We start from the raw sequence: 15,000 nt of genomic DNA on the forward strand, positions 1-15,000 counted from the left end.
GTGACAACGTCGAGGGTGTCGGTGCTCATCACCGTCACCGGTCGCGATAAACCAGGTGTCACGTCTGCGCTCTTCGAGGTGCTGTCGGGACACGACGTCGAACTGCTCAACGTCGAACAGGTCGTCGTCCGCGGCCGGTTGACGCTCGGCGTCCTCGTCGCAGGTCCCGCCGACGTCGCGGGCGGAACAGCGCTGCGCGATGAGGTGCAGAAGGCGATCTGGAACGTAGGCCTCGATGTCACCATCGAGGGCAGCGATCACCTGCCGGTGCTGCGGGACCCGTCCACGCACACCATCGTGGTGCTGGGCAGGCCGATCACCGCGGGCGCCTTCGGGGTCGTAGCACGCGAAGCCGCGAACCTGAGCGTCAACATCGACACGATCCGCGGAGTCTCTGACTACCCGGTGACGGGCCTGGAGCTACGGGTGTCCGTACCGTCGGGCGCGTACCGCGAACTGCAGGCGGTACTCGCCAGAGTTGCTGTCGAGCAGAGCGTCGACATCGCGGTCGAGGACTACAGCCTCACGCGGCGGGCCAAGCGGCTGATCGTGTTCGACGTCGATTCCACTCTGATCCAGGGCGAGGTGATCGAGATGCTGGCCGCGCACGCCGGCGCCGAGGCCGCGGTCGCCGAGGTGACCGAAGCGGCGATGCGGGGCGAACTCGACTTCGCCGAATCGCTGCACCGCCGGGTGGCCACTCTCGAAGGCCTGCCCGCCGAGGTTGTCGACGAGGTGGCCGACCAGTTGGAGCTGACCCCAGGGGCGCGTACGACCATTCGGACCCTGCGGCGCCTCGGGTACCACTGCGGTGTGGTGTCCGGTGGTTTCCGCCAGGTCATCCAACCGCTGGCCGAAGAACTGATGCTCGACTATGTCGCCGCCAACCACCTGGAGATCGTCGACGGCAAGCTCACCGGACGGGTGGTCGGGCCCATCATCGACCGGCCCGCGAAAGCTAAGGCGCTGCGCGATTTCGCGGCCCAGGTCGGGGTGCCGATGGAGCAGACGGTGGCCGTCGGCGACGGCGCCAACGACATCGACATGCTGTCGGCCGCCGGGCTCGGTGTGGCGTTCAACGCCAAGCCGGCCCTGCGCGAGGTGGCCGACGCGTCACTGAACCACCCGTACCTGGACACCGTGTTGTTCATCCTCGGGGTGACCCGTGGGGAGATCGAAGCCGCCGACGCGCTCGACGGTGTCGTCCGCCGCGTCGACATCCCCGACTGACGCCGGGATTTCGGTGTACGTGGTCTCGCTGGCGTTGACCAACTACACCGAAATCACACCACCACGGCCGCCGGTTCCGGTGTGGTCAGCCCGGTGACGCTGCGCCACGCGCGCGCGAGCAGTTCGACGGCCTCGACGAGCTGATCGTCGGGCAGGGTGAACGGCACCCGGATGAAGCGTTCCAGCGTGCCGTCGAGCCCGAACCGCGGGCCGGGAGGGATCTCCAAACCCATCCGTGACGCGGCTGCCGACAATGCCGAACTCATCGGCGCGGGCAGCCGCACCCACAGTGACAGCCCGCCCGTGCCGGGCACCGGCTCCCAATCGGGCAGATGCTGGGCCAGAAGCCGCAGCAGCAGGGCACGTCGCGACCGCAGAATGTCGCGCCGCTCGGGAAGCACCTCGCCTTCTGCGGCCAAAAGCCTTGCGGCAGCGATCTGTTCGACGATCGGGGTGCCCATGTCGATCGCCGGGCGCAGTGCGCCTATGGTCGCCAGCGTGGTGCGGTCGGCCCGAATCCATCCGATCCGCAACCCGCCCCAGAAGGACTTCGACATCGACCCGACCGTCATGACCAGGTCACGACGCGCCGTGACGACGGACGCGAATGGTGGCGGCACCTGCTCGTCGAGCCACATGTCGGTGATCGTCTCGTCGATGATGGTGCGGGTTCGTGTCTCACCGATGATGTGCGCCAGTCGCTTTCGATCCGCCACCGGCATCGTCATCCCGGTCGGGTTGTGATTGTCCGGGATCAAGTAGGCCAGATTCGGCGCGAGTTGTCCGATGGCGGCTTCCACCGCGTCGAGTTCCCAACCGCCAGGGGCCAGCGCCACGGGTACGGGTCGCACGCCGCGGGTCGCCATTGCCGCCAGCGCTCCGTGGTAGGTCGGCTGCTCGACGAGTACCCGGTCGTCGGGCTGGGTGTAGGTGGCCAGGATCAGGCCGATGGCGTGCAGCGCACCCGTCGTCACCATGATCTCGTCGGGATCGGTGGGAAGTCCACGCGCACAGTATCTTTCGGCGATAGCGGAGCGCAGCGCGGGAACCCCGGTCAGCTCGATGCCGATGTCGTGCAGATAGGGGGTGACTTGTTCGGCGGCCTCGGCGAACGCCCGCGACAGCACCGCGGCCGGGCCGGCCAGTGTGGCGGCGGCGAGGTTCGCCGCCGAGGATGTGATGCGAACCGGCGGCACCGGCTCGACGGGCAGCGCGGTGGTGCTGCGCGCACCGCGGCGGGCATTGAGGTATCCGTCGTCGCGCAGCTGGGTGTAGGCGGCGGTGACGGTGGTGCGGGACACCCGCAGCGCGTCGGCGAGTGCGCGCTCACTCGGTAGTCGCGCGCCCACCGGTAGCCGACCGTCGATGATCAGCAGGCGGATTGCGTCGGCCAGGCCGACATAGGCCGGGCCGCTACGACTGGACGTTCGCCAATTGCCGAGCTCGCGCGTCAGGAGGTCCACATCGAGCGAACGGGTAGCCAGTGCTTCAGTCATTGGAGCCAGTATGGCCCGACTGGATATTGAAGAGCAAGCCAGTTGTGGAAGACGATAGCCACATGACCCACTGGATATCTCGTCTGGCGCACCGACTCGCTGATCTCTACTACCTGCCGCCCATGGGCGGGATGCTCGATGAACGCGATGCGGACGCTCGCCGCGTGCGCAGCGAACTCGACGCGATCCGCATGCACTTTCCGGACCACGCGTAATTGTTCGCCGTGGCACGCGCAACGGCACTGCTCGTCGGGCTGTCGGGCTATGGCCTGTCGATGGCGATGATGGTGCGAAGTGGCCTGGGACTGGACCCCTGGGACGTCTTCCACCAGGGCCTGGCGTTGCGGACCGGCATGACGATCGGACTGGCCTCCGCGGTGGTCGGCGTGGCGGTGCTGCTGGCCTGGATCCCGCTGCGGAACCGGCCCGGCGTAGGCACCGTCGCCAACGTCATCGTCATCGCGGTCACCGTCGACGTCGCGCTGTGGCTCCTCCCTGCGCCGACGTCCATCACAGTGAGGATCGCGCTGATGCTCGGCGCGGTGGTCCTCAACGCGTTCAGCACGGTTCTCTACATCGGCGCCGGCCTCGGCCCGGGGCCCCGCGACGGCCTGATGACCGGACTGGTCGTGCGAACCGGACGATCGGTTCGGTTGGTGCGCACGACAATCGAGGTCTCTGTGCTGACTGTCGGCTGGCTGCTGGGTGGGACGGTCGGCATCGGCACCGTGGTGTACGCGTTCGGCATCGGCCCGCTGGTGCAGCTGTTCGTCCGGCTGACGCCCGACCGGATACTCGCCGTGAGTGGCTGGGCCCCCGTGGATTCGGCGCAGCGAGCCGTCGATGATGACAAGGATGAGCAGCCCACAGGTATTGGAGTCGTTGGCGGCTGACGCCATCGCGCTGGGGGAGAGCGCACCCCGGGCCGTGCTCGGGATCGCCGGCAGCCCCGGAGCGGGCAAGTCCACACTGGCGCGGGCGCTGCTCGATGTCATCGCGCAGCGACGCGGGCCGGGATGGGTCGCGCATGTTCCGATGGACGGCTTTCACCTCGCTGACGTGCAGCTGCGCCGCCTCGGGTGGTCGGACCGCAAAGGCGCGCCGGAGACCTTCGACGCCGCGGGCTACGCCAGCCTGCTGGAACGCCTACGCCAGGACATCGACGGCGACGTCTACGCTCCCGGGTTCGAACGAGACCTGGAGCAGCCGCTCGCCGCCGCTGTCGTCGTGCCGCCCTCCTCGCGACTTGTCATCACGGAGGGCAATTATCTGCTGCTGGATCGTCCACCGTGGCGGCGCGCCCGGCGGGCCATGGACCAGGTGTGGTTCGTCGTCGCCGACGAACGGACCCGCATCGAGCGGCTGCTCGCCCGCCATGTCGAGTTCGGCAAGCGTCCCGACGCCGCCCACGCCTGGGTCACCGACGTCGACGAGCGCAACGCCGAACTGGTCTCGTCCACTGCCGGCGCCGCGGACCGCGTCGTCGTCAACGGCGCGCGCGGCTGGGCGTTCTCGGCCTGACTACGATGAGCGGGTGCCTGTCGAGGAAGAAGAAGCAGCCGACCCCGACCTGCTGATCGACTTCGCGAAGGTCAGTCTGCGCCGCAACGGCCGGGTCCTCGTCGGGCCCGTGACATGGTCGGTCGAACTCGACGAGCGATGGGTGGTCCTCGGCCCCAACGGGGCGGGCAAGACCTCGCTGCTGCGCATGGCCGCGGCCATGGAGCACCCGTCATCCGGCACCGCCTATGTGCTGGGCGAGCGGCTCGGCCGGGTCGACATGTCGGAGTTGCGGTCCCGCGTCGGTCTCAGCAGCGCCGCGCTGTCGCAACGGGTCCCTGACGACGAAGTGGTACGCGACGTCGTCGTTTCCGCCGGCTACGCGGTGATGGGGCGATGGCGGGAGAAGTACGACGACGTCGATTACGAGCAGGCGGTCGACACGCTGGAGAGCGTCGGCGCCGAGCATCTCGCGGAGCGCACCTACGGCACCCTGTCGGAAGGTGAACGCAAGCGGGTGTTGATCGCGCGATCCCTGATGACCGACCCTGAGCTGCTGCTGCTCGACGAGCCCGCGGCAGGTCTCGACCTCGGCGGCCGCGAGGAGCTCGTTGCCCGGATGAGCGACCTCGCCGCTGATCCGGACGCCCCGGCCCTGGTCCTGGTCACCCACCACGTCGAAGAGATCCCTCCGGGCTTTTCACACTGCCTGATCCTGTCGGAGGGCAAGGTCGTCGACGCCGGGCTCCTGCCCGACGTGCTCACCGCCGACAACCTGTCCAAGGCGTTCGGGCAGTCCATCGCCCTGGATGTTCTCGACGGACGCTATTTCGCGCGGCGCGTGCGCAGCCGCGCCGCACACAGGAGGCGCCAGTGAGCGACCCGTTGGTACCCCGCCCCGCTGCGACGGTGATGCTGGTCCGCGACACCCCGGAAGGAATCAAGATCTTCCTGATGCGGCGCCATTCGGCGATGGACTTCGTCGCGGGCGTCATGGTCTTTCCCGGCGGGGGCGTCGACAACCGTGACCGCAACGCCGACGTCGCGTGGCACGGACCCGACCGGGCGTGGTGGGCGCGACGCTTCGGTGTGGACGAAGAACTCGCCGAGGCGCTGGTGTGTGCCGCCGCCCGGGAGACGTTCGAAGAGTCCGGAGTCCTGTTCGCAGGCCCGGCGGACGACCCCGATCTGCTGGTCGACGACGCCTCGGTGTACCGCGAGCAGCGGGCGGCCCTGGAGAACAAGTCGCTGTCGTTCGGTGAGTTCCTGCACGCGGAAAAGCTCGTGCTGCGGGCGGACCTCCTGCGGCCGTGGGCGAATTGGGTGACACCGAAGGAGGAGCGGACCCGCCGCTACGACACGTTCTTCTTCGTCGGTGCCCTGCCGGACGGGCAGCGCGCCGACGGCGACAACACCGAGACCGACAAAGCTGATTGGGTGACCCCGCAAGCCGCCCTCGACGATTTCGCGGAGGGCCGCAGCTTCCTACTCCCTCCGACGTGGACCCAGCTCGACGCACTCAACGGGCGCACCGTCGCCGAGGTGTTGGCGGTGGAACGCAAGATCGTCGCGGTCGAACCGTCGCTGGAGGCCAAGAAGGGTGGCAACTGGGAGATCGAGTTCTTCAACAGCGATCGCTACAACGAGGCCCGGAACAGGCGCGCACCGCAGGGATACACCGACGGGGCACCGCTCGCGTGAGGGAATTCGTCGGGGTCGTGTACCCCGAAAACGGTGCCGAGCGCGGCATCGCGACGCTGCTCCTGTCGCGGCCTCCCACCAATGCGCTGACCCGGCAGGTGCACCGCGAGATCTCCGACGCTGCCGCCGAACTTGGCGGACGTGACGACATCGCCGCCGTCATCGTCTTCGGCGGTCACGAGATCTTCTCCGCCGGGGAGGACATGCCCGAGCTGCACACCCTCACCGCCGACGAAGCCGCGGTGGCGGCGCGGGTCTGCGAGGAAGCGATCGACGCGCTGGCGGCGCTGCCGAAGCCGACCGTCGCAGCGATCACCGGCTACGCGCTGGGGGCGGGCCTGACACTGGCATTGTCCGCCGATTGGCGGGTCAGCGGCGACAACGTCAAGTTCGGAGCGACAGAGATCCTGGCGGGCCTGGCGCCGGTGGGCGACGGGGCGGGCCGGCTGGCCGACGCCGTCGGCAAGAGCAAGGCCAAGGACCTGGTGTTCAGCGGGCGATTCGTGGACGCGCGCGAGGCTTTGGAGCTCGGCCTGATCGACGAGATGGTGGCCCCCGACGGCGTGTACGACGCCGCGCTGGCCTGGGCGAGACGCTTCGTGGACTACCCGCCCGAGGTCCTGGCTGCGGCGAAAGCTTCGTTCGCGAGACGTTAGGCTGCCCTCATGACGAGTTCTGATGTCACCGATCCCGCTCCGCAGCCGCGTGCGACCAAAGAGCAGGTCGAAGCAGCGATGCACGACACCAAACTGGCCCAGGTGCTTTACCACGACTGGGAAGCCGAGACTTACGACGACAAGTGGTCGATCTCCTACGACCAGCGGTGCGTCGACTATGCCCGCGGACGGTTCGACGCCGCGGTCCCCGAGGAGATCCAGCGCGAACTGCCCTACGACAGAGCACTCGAGCTCGGCTGCGGTACCGGCTTCTTCCTGCTCAACCTCATCCAGGCCGGGGTGGCGCGTCGCGGTTCGGTGACCGACCTGTCGCCCGGCATGGTCAAGGTGGCCACCCGCAACGGCCAATCGCTGGGCCTGGACATCGACGGCCGCGTCGCCGATGCCGAGGGCATCCCGTACGAGGACAACACCTTCGACCTCGTGGTCGGCCATGCGGTGCTGCACCACATCCCCGACGTCGAACTGTCGCTGCGTGAGGTCGTGCGGGTGCTCAAGCCGGGCGGGCGGTTCGTGTTCGCCGGAGAGCCGACGACTGTCGGAAACCGTTACGCCCGTGAGCTTTCCACGCTGACGTGGCATGCGGCGACGAACATCACGAAGCTTCCGATGCTCGCGGACTGGCGCCGCCCGCAGGCCGAGCTGGACGAATCGTCGCGTGCCGCGGCGCTCGAGGCGGTCGTCGATCTGCACACCTTCGATCCCGCCGATCTGGAGACGATGGCGACCAACGCGGGCGCGATCGAGGTGCGTACGGCCAGCGAGGAATTCACCGCCGCCATGCTGGGCTGGCCCATCCGGACGTTCGAGGCCGCTGTGCCCCCGGGCCGATTGGGCTGGGGCTGGGCGAAATTCGCGTTCGGCAGCTGGACGACGCTGTCGTGGGTGGATGCCAACGTCTGGCGCCGGGTCGTGCCGAAGGGCTGGTTCTACAACGTCATGGTGACGGGGGTCAAGCCAGGGGCCGAGAAGTCGTAGCCTTCGGCCTCGACGATGTGAGGTATCTCCGCAGCGATGCGGGACGCCTCGCGCTGGCCGAGGTCGCCCGCTACGCGCTGACCGACTCGTCTTTGGTGCCCGATATCGCCTCGGCCAGAGAACAATTCGGGGACCGGACCGCGGTAATCGTGGAGACCGTGAAGCTGCGCCGCAAGGGTGCGGCGAAGTTCGAGCGCGCGGCGGAGTGGCTGTTCACTGACGAGGCGCTACAGCAGTCGACGGCGGGGCCGGTCGCCGAGCATCGCGCCCGACGTCTCCGCGGAGCCGTCGTCCACGATGCGACGTGTTCGATCGGCACCGAGCTTGCGGCGCTACGCCATTGGGCGAGCTTCGCGGTCGGCAGCGATATCGACCCGGTGCGTCTGGCGATGGCCGGCCACAACCTCGGACTCGACGGACCCGACGTCGCCCTGTGTCGTGCCGACGCGCTGCGTCCCGTCACCGGCGACGCGGTCGTCCTCGTCGACCCGGCGCGCCGCAGCGGCTCCCGTCGCCGCTTCGACCCGCGTGCCTACCTGCCGCCGCTCGATGAGCTCCTCGATGTGCTGCGCGAGCGCAACTACGCCGTGAAGTGCGCTCCCGGAATCGATTTCGCCGTCGTCGAGCAGATGGGCTTCGACGGTGAGATCGAGGTGACGTCACTGGGCGGCAGTGTGCGGGAGGCGTGCCTGTGGTCACGCGGACTCGGAGACAGGGGAGTGCGGCGCCGCGCCACCATGCTCGACACCGGCGAACAGATTGACGACACCGCGCCCGACGACTGCGGCGTCGCCGAGGCCGGCCGCTGGATCGTCGATCCCGACGGGGCCGTCGTGCGCGCCGGTCTGGTTCGCCACTACGCCGTCCGGCACGGTCTGTGGCAGCTCGACCCCGACATCGCCTACCTGTCCGGAGACCAGCTGCCCCACGGCGTCCGGGGCTTCGAGGTGCTCGAGACGCTGGCCTTCAACGAACGCCACCTCCGGCAGGCGTTTTCGGCCCGCGACGTCGGTGCGGCCGAAATCCTGGTCCGCGGTGTCGACGTCGATCCCGACGCGCTGCGCACCCGGCTGCGCCTGCGGGGCTCGACACAGGTGACGGTCGTCATCACCCGGCTGGGCTCCGGGGCCGCAAGCCGGGCAACGGCATTCCTATGTCGTCCGTCACGGTGAACGCTCACGTACCCTGGCCGTAACGACGCTGACACCAGCACCGAAATCTCATGTGTAGCCCCCCAATCCTGAGGACGTCGACGATGCGCTTTCTCGCTGCTGCTCTGACGGCGGCCGGTATCACGGCCGGTTTGGTGACCGCGCCGACGGCGCCCGCCCAACCCGTCGTTGCCGCTGCCCCTTCGGCATGCGCCGAACTGGGCGGCCTGGTCGATGCCGACCAGATCTGTCGGGTACACGCCGAAAACCCCACCTACCGGCTGGATTACACGTTCCCCGCGGATTACCCCGACCAGCAGTCGCTCACGGCGTACCTGAAGCAGACCCGGGACGGCTTCGTGAACGTCTCCGAGATGCCCGGCTCGTGGAACCTGCCCTACGTCCTCGACGCCCGGGGGACCGGTTACCGGACGGGTCCCGATGACGGCGGAACGCGCAGCGTGGTCTTCGAGGTCTACGAGAACGTGGGCGGGGCCCATCCTCAGACGTGGTTCAAGTCGTTCAACTGGGACGTCGCCGCGAAGGCGCCGATCACGTTCGACACGTTGTTCAAGCCCGGCGCTGAGCCGTTGGACGTCATCTTCCCGATCGTGCAGGCCGACATCGCCCGTCAGCTCGGCGTCGACGCCCCGATCTCACCATCGGCGGGCCTCGACCCGGCCAAGTACACGGAGTTCGCCATCACCGACGACTCAGTGATTTTCTACTTCGGTCAGGGCGAAATCATGGCCGGCGCGGGCGGCGCGCTGCAGGCCACGATTCCTCGGACGGCCATCGCTTCGATGTTGGCGCTGCCGCCGGTCACGCCTTAGCTGTTTCGCGGTCCTTGCCGGTGGCAGGGTTCCTGTTCTCCCAGAACGTCGCATTCTTGATGCCCAGCGCCACCGGATCGAACTGGGGATCCAGGCCCTGTTTCTTCTGCTTCTCGTAGTCGCGCAGGGCCTTGTAGGCGGGCTGCTGCAGAATCAGGATCCCGATGATGTTGAGCCACGCCATCAGCCCGACGCCGATGTCGCCCAGGGTCCAGGCATCCGAGGCGGTCGACACGGCGCCCAAGGTCACCGCCACCAGGATGAGCCCCTGCAGCAGCATCGTCATGGTGGCGCCCAACGATCCGGGCAGGAACCGGGCATTGACGGTGGCGAAGCGTCCCAGAATGAAGCGCAGGTTGGTTTCCGCCATGTAGTAGTACGCGACGATGGTCGTGAAGCAGAAGAAGGCCAGCGAGATCGCGATGAAGCTGGAGCCGGCGCCGTTCCACAGCGTGTCGAACCCGGCCTGGGCGAATGCGGGCCCGACCTCAGCGTCGGCGGGAAGGATGCGGCCGCCCTCGCTGATCACTGCGCCGTCCGCGGTTCCGCCTTCGAAGACCCGGTAGGCGCCGGTGGACAGGATGAGAAAGCCGGTCGCCGAACACACGAACAAGGTGTCGACGTACACCGCGAATGCCTGGACCAGGCCCTGCTTGGCGGGGTGTGACACCTCCGCCGCCGCGGCCGCATGCGGTCCGGTGCCCTGGCCGGCCTCGTTGGAGTAGATGCCGCGCTTGACGCCCCACATCACGGCGAGGCCGATGATGGCGCCGAACGCCGAATCGATCCCGAAGGCGCTGGAGAAGATCAACGAGATGATCGCCGGGATCTCCGAGGCGTTGACCAGGACGACGACGAGCGCGAGCGCGATGTAGACGACCGCCATGAACGGCACGACGATCGAGGCGAACGTCGCGATGCGCTTCACCCCGCCGATGATGACGAAGGCCAGCACGATCACTGTCCCGATCGCCACCCACCACTTGGAGAAGCCCCACGCCGAGCTCATCGCCGACGCCATCGAGTTCGACTGCACGCCAGGCAGCAGCAGCCCCATGGCCAGCAGGGTGACCGCGGCGAAAACGTACCCGTAGACCTTCATCGCCCCGGCTGCCGCGGTGTGGGAGAGCGCGGTGCGGAAGTAGTACGCCGGCCCCCCACGGTACTCGCCGGTCAACTGGTCGCGTTCTTTGTAGATCTGACCGAGCGTGCATTCCACGAACGACGTCGACGCACCGAGGAAGGCCACCGTCCACATCCAGAACAGGGCGCCAGGTCCGCCGAAGGCAATGGCCGTGGCCACACCGGCGATGTTGCCGGTGCCCACCCGTCCGGCCAGGGACATGGTGAGCGCCTGGAAGCTGGAGACCCCGGACGGCGATTTCTCGCCCCTGAGCATGAGACGCACCATTTCGGGGATCTGACGGACCTGTACGAAGCGGGATCGAATCGAGAAGTAAACCCCTGCCGCCAAGCACAGGTAGACCAGTGTCTCGTGCCAGACGAGATCGTTCACGGCACCGAGGAAGTCAGTCATTTCGCATCCTTCGTCATCGCAGCGGGTGAGGCTCCAGAACGCATGGTCGCAGAGCCGGCCGTGGCGGGTGTTGCATTAGTGTGAACTGGCTGTTAGCAGACCGGTCACTGTCCGGTCATGCCGGCGCGAATCCGTAGACCTGACCGTCGCTGGTCGCGGCGATCACCCGGCGGTCATGCCCGATCGACACCCCGACAGGCCACCCGCTCGCATTCGGCAGCGGATAGGTGTTGAGCGTGCTGCCGTCGCCCAGATTGAAAACGCGCAAGGCCAAGCCCGCCGCGTCACCCTCGCCGTCACGCACCACGGCGTAGCCGACGTCGGCAAGGCTCGACGTGGTCAGTGGGGACGTCTCCTCGCTCGTCCACACCTCCTCGCCCTCCTCGGCGGTGTCGCGGATCGCGGTCAGCCGCGAGCCCGGTCCACCTCCGGCGATGACCAAGCCTTCCGGGGTCACCGACGGCGGAGTCTGGGCGAGGTAGTTCAGCGGCACCGCCCACTTCTCGGTGCCGTCGGCGCTGTTGATCGCCCAGAGATGCTCGTCGCGGCCGTTGACGTAGACCGTCGTTCCATCCAGGGACAGCACCGGGCTGGCCAGCGGGCCGCCGCCGACCGCGTCGCTGGTCCACTCGCGCGTCAGCTCCGGGGTCTGCCCCTGCTGGTAGCGCAGACCGACCAGCACCGGCTTCTCGGCGTCGGGCTCCCACAGCGACAGCACGATCATGCCGGTCGCCTCCGAGTAGGCCGGAGCCGCAGCAACCGGGCAACCGCGCCGCGCCAGCCGGCAGTCGGCGAGTCCGCGCTCGGAGTCGGTGGGGTCCAGCCCCCCGACCAGATCGAGCGAATTGCCCGTCACCGTGCCGCGATGGGCGTCGAAGACCAGCACCTGGCCGAGGTGGGTGACCACCAGCAGTCGGCCCGGTGCCACCATCCGCGTCGTCAGCGGCAGCCCGATCACGTGGGTGCGCCAGCGCACCCACTGGGTTGACGGGAAGGACTGCAGCAGGCCCGGCTGACCGATGTAAAGATTGTCGAAACCGTCGAACAGAGGGCTGGCGACTCCGCCGCCCTGAACCAGCCGAGTGCACCAGCGTTGGCGGGCGCGGTTGTTGACCTCCCAGACCATCAGCGAACAGCCGGCCTCGGTCTGTCCGTTGACGGCCAGATAGTTGCCCGAACCGAGAGCGACCTGGGCGGCGAGGCTGCCCTTGACCGACCGCCCCCATTCCAGCCGCAGGTTCTCGGCCCCTGAGACGGGCGCGGAGCTCGTGTTCGCGGCGTCGGCGTATTGCGCCGGCCAGCCCGTCGCGGCGCGGGCGTCGACCCAGGAATCGGTGTTGCCACAACCGGCGAGCACACCGGCCATCAGTGCCGTCACAGCCACCGCGGTGATTCGCCGGAGCACGAGATCCCTTCTGATCGCGTCGTAGTTCGAGCCCACGTGAGGGTAACCGCTGCACAGTGCCAGGAGCGCGTAGGCTGTCCGGCCATGACGACGATGTGGGGTGCACCGTTGCACAAGCGGTGGCGAGGTTCGCGTTTGAAGGATCCGCGCCAAGCCAGATTCCTGACGGTCGCATCGTTGAAATGGGTGATCACCAACCGCGCCTACACCCCGTGGTACCTCGTCCGTTACTTCCGTCTGCTGAAGTTCAAGCTCGCAAACCCGCACATCATCACCCGGGGAATGGTCTTTCTCGGTAAGGACGTCGAGATCCAGGCGACGCCGGAGCTGTCTCAGATGGAGATCGGGCGGTGGGTCCACATCGGCGACAAGAACACCATCCGCTGCCACGAGGGGTCGCTGCGCATCGGCGACAAGGTGGTCCTCGGACGGGACAACGTGATCAACACCTACCTCGACATCGAGCTCGGCGATTCGGTGCTGATGGCCGACTGGTGCTACATCTGCGACTTCGACCACAAGATGGACAGCATCGAGTTGCCGATCAAGGACCAGGGGATCGTCAAGGGCCCGGTGCGCATCGGCCCCGACACCTGGGTAGGCGTCAAAGTCAGCGTGCTCCGTAACACGACGATCGGCCGCGGTTGCGTGCTCGGATCCCATGCCGTGGTCCGTGGCGACATCCCCGATTTCTCGATCGCCGTCGGCGCGCCCGCGAAGGTCGTCAAGAACCGCAAACTGTCGTGGGAGACCTCGGCCAACGAGCGCGCCGAACTGGCGGCGGCGTTGGCCGACATCGAACGCAAGAAAGCGGCGCGCTGACGACTCGGCCGAGGGACGAGGCCGACAAGGAAGAAACAGCGCTGACGACTCGGCCGAGGGGTTCGCGGCCGACAAGAAAGCGGCGCGCTGACGACTCGGCCGAGTCGTTCGCGGCAGGGGCTGCGTCGGCCTGGCACAGGTGACAGCATTTTCCCGTGACCACAAGGACGCCCCAGACGATCTCCTATCCCGCACCCGGCGCTCGCCCCTACCGCAGGGATGAGGAACCGTTGGCGCCCCACGTCATCGTGCTGTTCGGTGCTACGGGCGACCTGGCGAAGCGCAAGCTGATCCCCGGCATGGCGTACCTGGACCAATCCGAATTGGCGCCCCACATCCAGGTTGTCGGGACATCGCTGGAGGATCTCACCGACGATGAGTTCCGCGAAGTGGCCAAGGAGTCCATCGAGAAGTACGGCACCCACAAGTTGACCGACAAGCAGTGGGACAACTTCGCGAAAATTCTGACGTACGTGCCGCAGGGCGCGGGACCCGAGGCGCTGGGCGCCGCCGTTGCGGAGGCAGAGCGCCGCCTCGCTCCCGACGACACCACGCAGGTGCAGCGGCTGCACTACCTCTCGGTGCCCCCGAAGGCGGCGCGGGCGGTCATCACGATGTTGCGTGAAGCCGATTTGGTGGCGCGGTCGCGCGTGGTGATGGAGAAGCCGTTCGGCACCGATCTGGCCAGTGCGGTCGAACTCAACGACTTCGTCCACGAGACGTTCCGGGAGCGGCAGATCTTCCGGATCGACCACTTTCTCGGCAAGGAGGCCGCGCAGAACATTCTGGCGTTCCGGTTCGCCAACGGCCTGTTCGAGCCGATCTGGAATCGCAACTTCATCGACCACATCCAGATCGACATCCCCGAGACGCTCGGCCTCGACGAGCGGGCCAACTTCTACGAGAGCACGGGCGCGTTCAAGGACATGGTGGTCACCCACCTCTTCCAGGTGATGGCGTTCGTCGTGATGGAACCGCCGACCGCGCTGGAACCCCGGGCCATCAGCGAGGAGAAGAACAAGGTGTTCCGCTCCATGTTGCCGATCGAGAGCCGCAACGTGGTTCGTGGTCAGTTCGTCGGCTACCGCGAACTCGACGGTGTGGCAAGGGATTCCGATACCGAGACGTTCATCGCCCTGAAGGTCGGCATCGACAACTGGCGCTGGGCGGGGGTGCCGATCTACCTGCGTACCGGCAAGCAGCTGGCCGAGGGCATGCGCATCATCTCGATCGCGTTCAAAGAGGCCCCGCGCACGATGTTCCCGTCCGGTTCCGGCGTCGGCTCCCAGGGTCCCGATCACCTGACGTTCGATCTCGCCGACGCCTCGAAGGTGTCGCTGTCCTTCTACGGCAAGCGGCCGGGGCCGGGAATGAAGCTGGAGAAAATGTCGATGCAGTTCTCCACCCAGGAAACCGAGCAACTCGGCGACGTCCTCGAGGCCTACGAACGCCTGATCCTGGACGCCATGCGCGGCGACCACACGCTGTTCACCACCGCCGAGGGCATCGAATCCCTCTGGGAGCGTTCGATGGATTTGCTCGAGGATCCGCCCGCGGTGAAGAGCTACCAGCCGGGAACCTGGGGACCCAACTCCATCCACCAGCTGATAGCGCCCAATGCCTGGCGGCTTCCGTTCGAGCGCGCGTGGCGAGAGAAGAAATCCTAGGCG

General features: G+C 67.5%; 15 protein-coding genes. 12 read left to right on the forward strand and 3 right to left on the reverse strand.

The window, feature by feature from the left end; all coding sequences use genetic code 11:
* Positions 1-1,230, forward strand: coding sequence for a phosphoserine phosphatase SerB (gene serB / locus ACAG24_RS14370; RefSeq protein WP_370472897.1), 1,230 nt, complete (start codon positions 1-3; stop codon positions 1,228-1,230).
* A 53-nt stretch (positions 1,231-1,283) separates the two neighbouring features.
* Here serB and yczR read toward each other — a convergent pair whose 3' ends face one another.
* Positions 1,284-2,726, reverse strand: coding sequence for a MocR-like transcription factor YczR (gene yczR / locus ACAG24_RS14375; RefSeq protein ID WP_370472898.1), 1,443 nt, complete (start codon positions 2,724-2,726; stop codon positions 1,284-1,286).
* A 62-nt stretch (positions 2,727-2,788) separates the two neighbouring features.
* On the opposite strand from yczR, the gene ACAG24_RS14380 reads away from it, so the two are divergent.
* The 9 genes from ACAG24_RS14380 to ACAG24_RS14420 all read left to right on the forward strand — a co-directional run bounded on the left by ACAG24_RS14380 (position 2,789) and on the right by ACAG24_RS14420 (position 9,566).
* A complete protein-coding gene (locus tag ACAG24_RS14380; protein WP_370472899.1) occupies positions 2,789-2,941 on the forward strand; it encodes a hypothetical protein in 153 nt (50 codons plus the stop codon).
* A 60-nt stretch (positions 2,942-3,001) separates the two neighbouring features.
* Positions 3,002-3,619 (forward strand): membrane protein YczE, encoded by a 618-nt coding sequence (gene yczE, locus ACAG24_RS14385; RefSeq protein WP_370473078.1) that lies wholly within the window; start codon positions 3,002-3,004, stop codon positions 3,617-3,619.
* Positions 3,582-4,247, forward strand: a complete 666-nt coding sequence (locus ACAG24_RS14390) for a nucleoside/nucleotide kinase family protein (protein WP_370472900.1) — start codon at positions 3,582-3,584, stop codon at positions 4,245-4,247. The genes yczE and ACAG24_RS14390 overlap by 38 nt, the downstream gene beginning before the upstream one ends.
* 13 nt (positions 4,248-4,260) lie before the next feature.
* Positions 4,261-5,103, forward strand: a complete 843-nt coding sequence (locus ACAG24_RS14395) for an ABC transporter ATP-binding protein (protein ID WP_370472901.1) — start codon at positions 4,261-4,263, stop codon at positions 5,101-5,103.
* Positions 5,104-5,138: 35 nt separating this feature from the next.
* A complete protein-coding gene (locus ACAG24_RS14400; protein ID WP_370473079.1) occupies positions 5,139-5,927 on the forward strand; it encodes an NUDIX hydrolase in 789 nt (262 codons plus the stop codon).
* Positions 5,924-6,583 (forward strand): enoyl-CoA hydratase, encoded by a 660-nt coding sequence (locus ACAG24_RS14405; RefSeq protein ID WP_370472902.1) that lies wholly within the window; start codon positions 5,924-5,926, stop codon positions 6,581-6,583. Before ACAG24_RS14400 ends, ACAG24_RS14405 begins: the two co-directional genes overlap by 4 nt.
* 9 nt (positions 6,584-6,592) lie before the next feature.
* Entirely contained in the window at positions 6,593-7,582 is a 990-nt protein-coding gene (locus ACAG24_RS14410) for a class I SAM-dependent methyltransferase (RefSeq protein WP_370472903.1), read from the forward strand.
* Positions 7,528-8,754: a class I SAM-dependent methyltransferase gene (locus ACAG24_RS14415; protein ID WP_445206195.1), complete on the forward strand. Its 1,227-nt coding sequence runs from the start codon at positions 7,528-7,530 to the stop codon at positions 8,752-8,754. Before ACAG24_RS14410 ends, ACAG24_RS14415 begins: the two co-directional genes overlap by 55 nt.
* 83 nt (positions 8,755-8,837) lie before the next feature.
* Complete coding sequence (locus ACAG24_RS14420) at positions 8,838-9,566, forward strand: esterase (RefSeq protein WP_370472905.1); 729 nt, start codon at positions 8,838-8,840, stop codon at positions 9,564-9,566.
* Here the strand turns inward: ACAG24_RS14420 and ACAG24_RS14425 are convergent.
* The gene (locus tag ACAG24_RS14425; RefSeq protein WP_370472906.1) at positions 9,556-11,103 is read right to left on the reverse strand and encodes an alanine/glycine:cation symporter family protein; all 1,548 of its coding nucleotides are present in this window, start codon (positions 11,101-11,103) and stop codon (positions 9,556-9,558) included. The two genes, ACAG24_RS14420 and ACAG24_RS14425, sit on opposite strands and share 11 nt — an antisense overlap.
* A 115-nt stretch (positions 11,104-11,218) precedes the next feature.
* Entirely contained in the window at positions 11,219-12,508 is a 1,290-nt protein-coding gene (locus ACAG24_RS14430; RefSeq protein WP_370473080.1) for a BamB-related PQQ repeat family beta-propellar protein, read from the reverse strand.
* 84 nt (positions 12,509-12,592) lie between these two features.
* Between ACAG24_RS14430 and ACAG24_RS14435 the strand changes: the two genes are divergently transcribed.
* Entirely contained in the window at positions 12,593-13,330 is a 738-nt protein-coding gene (locus ACAG24_RS14435) for an acetyltransferase (RefSeq protein ID WP_370472907.1), read from the forward strand.
* Between the two features lie 155 nt (positions 13,331-13,485).
* Positions 13,486-14,997 carry a glucose-6-phosphate dehydrogenase gene (gene zwf, locus ACAG24_RS14440; protein ID WP_370472908.1) on the forward strand — a complete coding sequence of 504 codons (1,512 nt, stop codon included), beginning with the start codon at positions 13,486-13,488 and terminating at the stop codon, positions 14,995-14,997.
* The last annotated feature ends 3 nt before the right edge of the window (positions 14,998-15,000 follow it).

It is taken from the genome of Mycobacterium bulgaricum (assembly GCF_041287165.2).
Lineage (GTDB): Bacteria > Actinomycetota > Actinomycetes > Mycobacteriales > Mycobacteriaceae > Mycobacterium > Mycobacterium bulgaricum.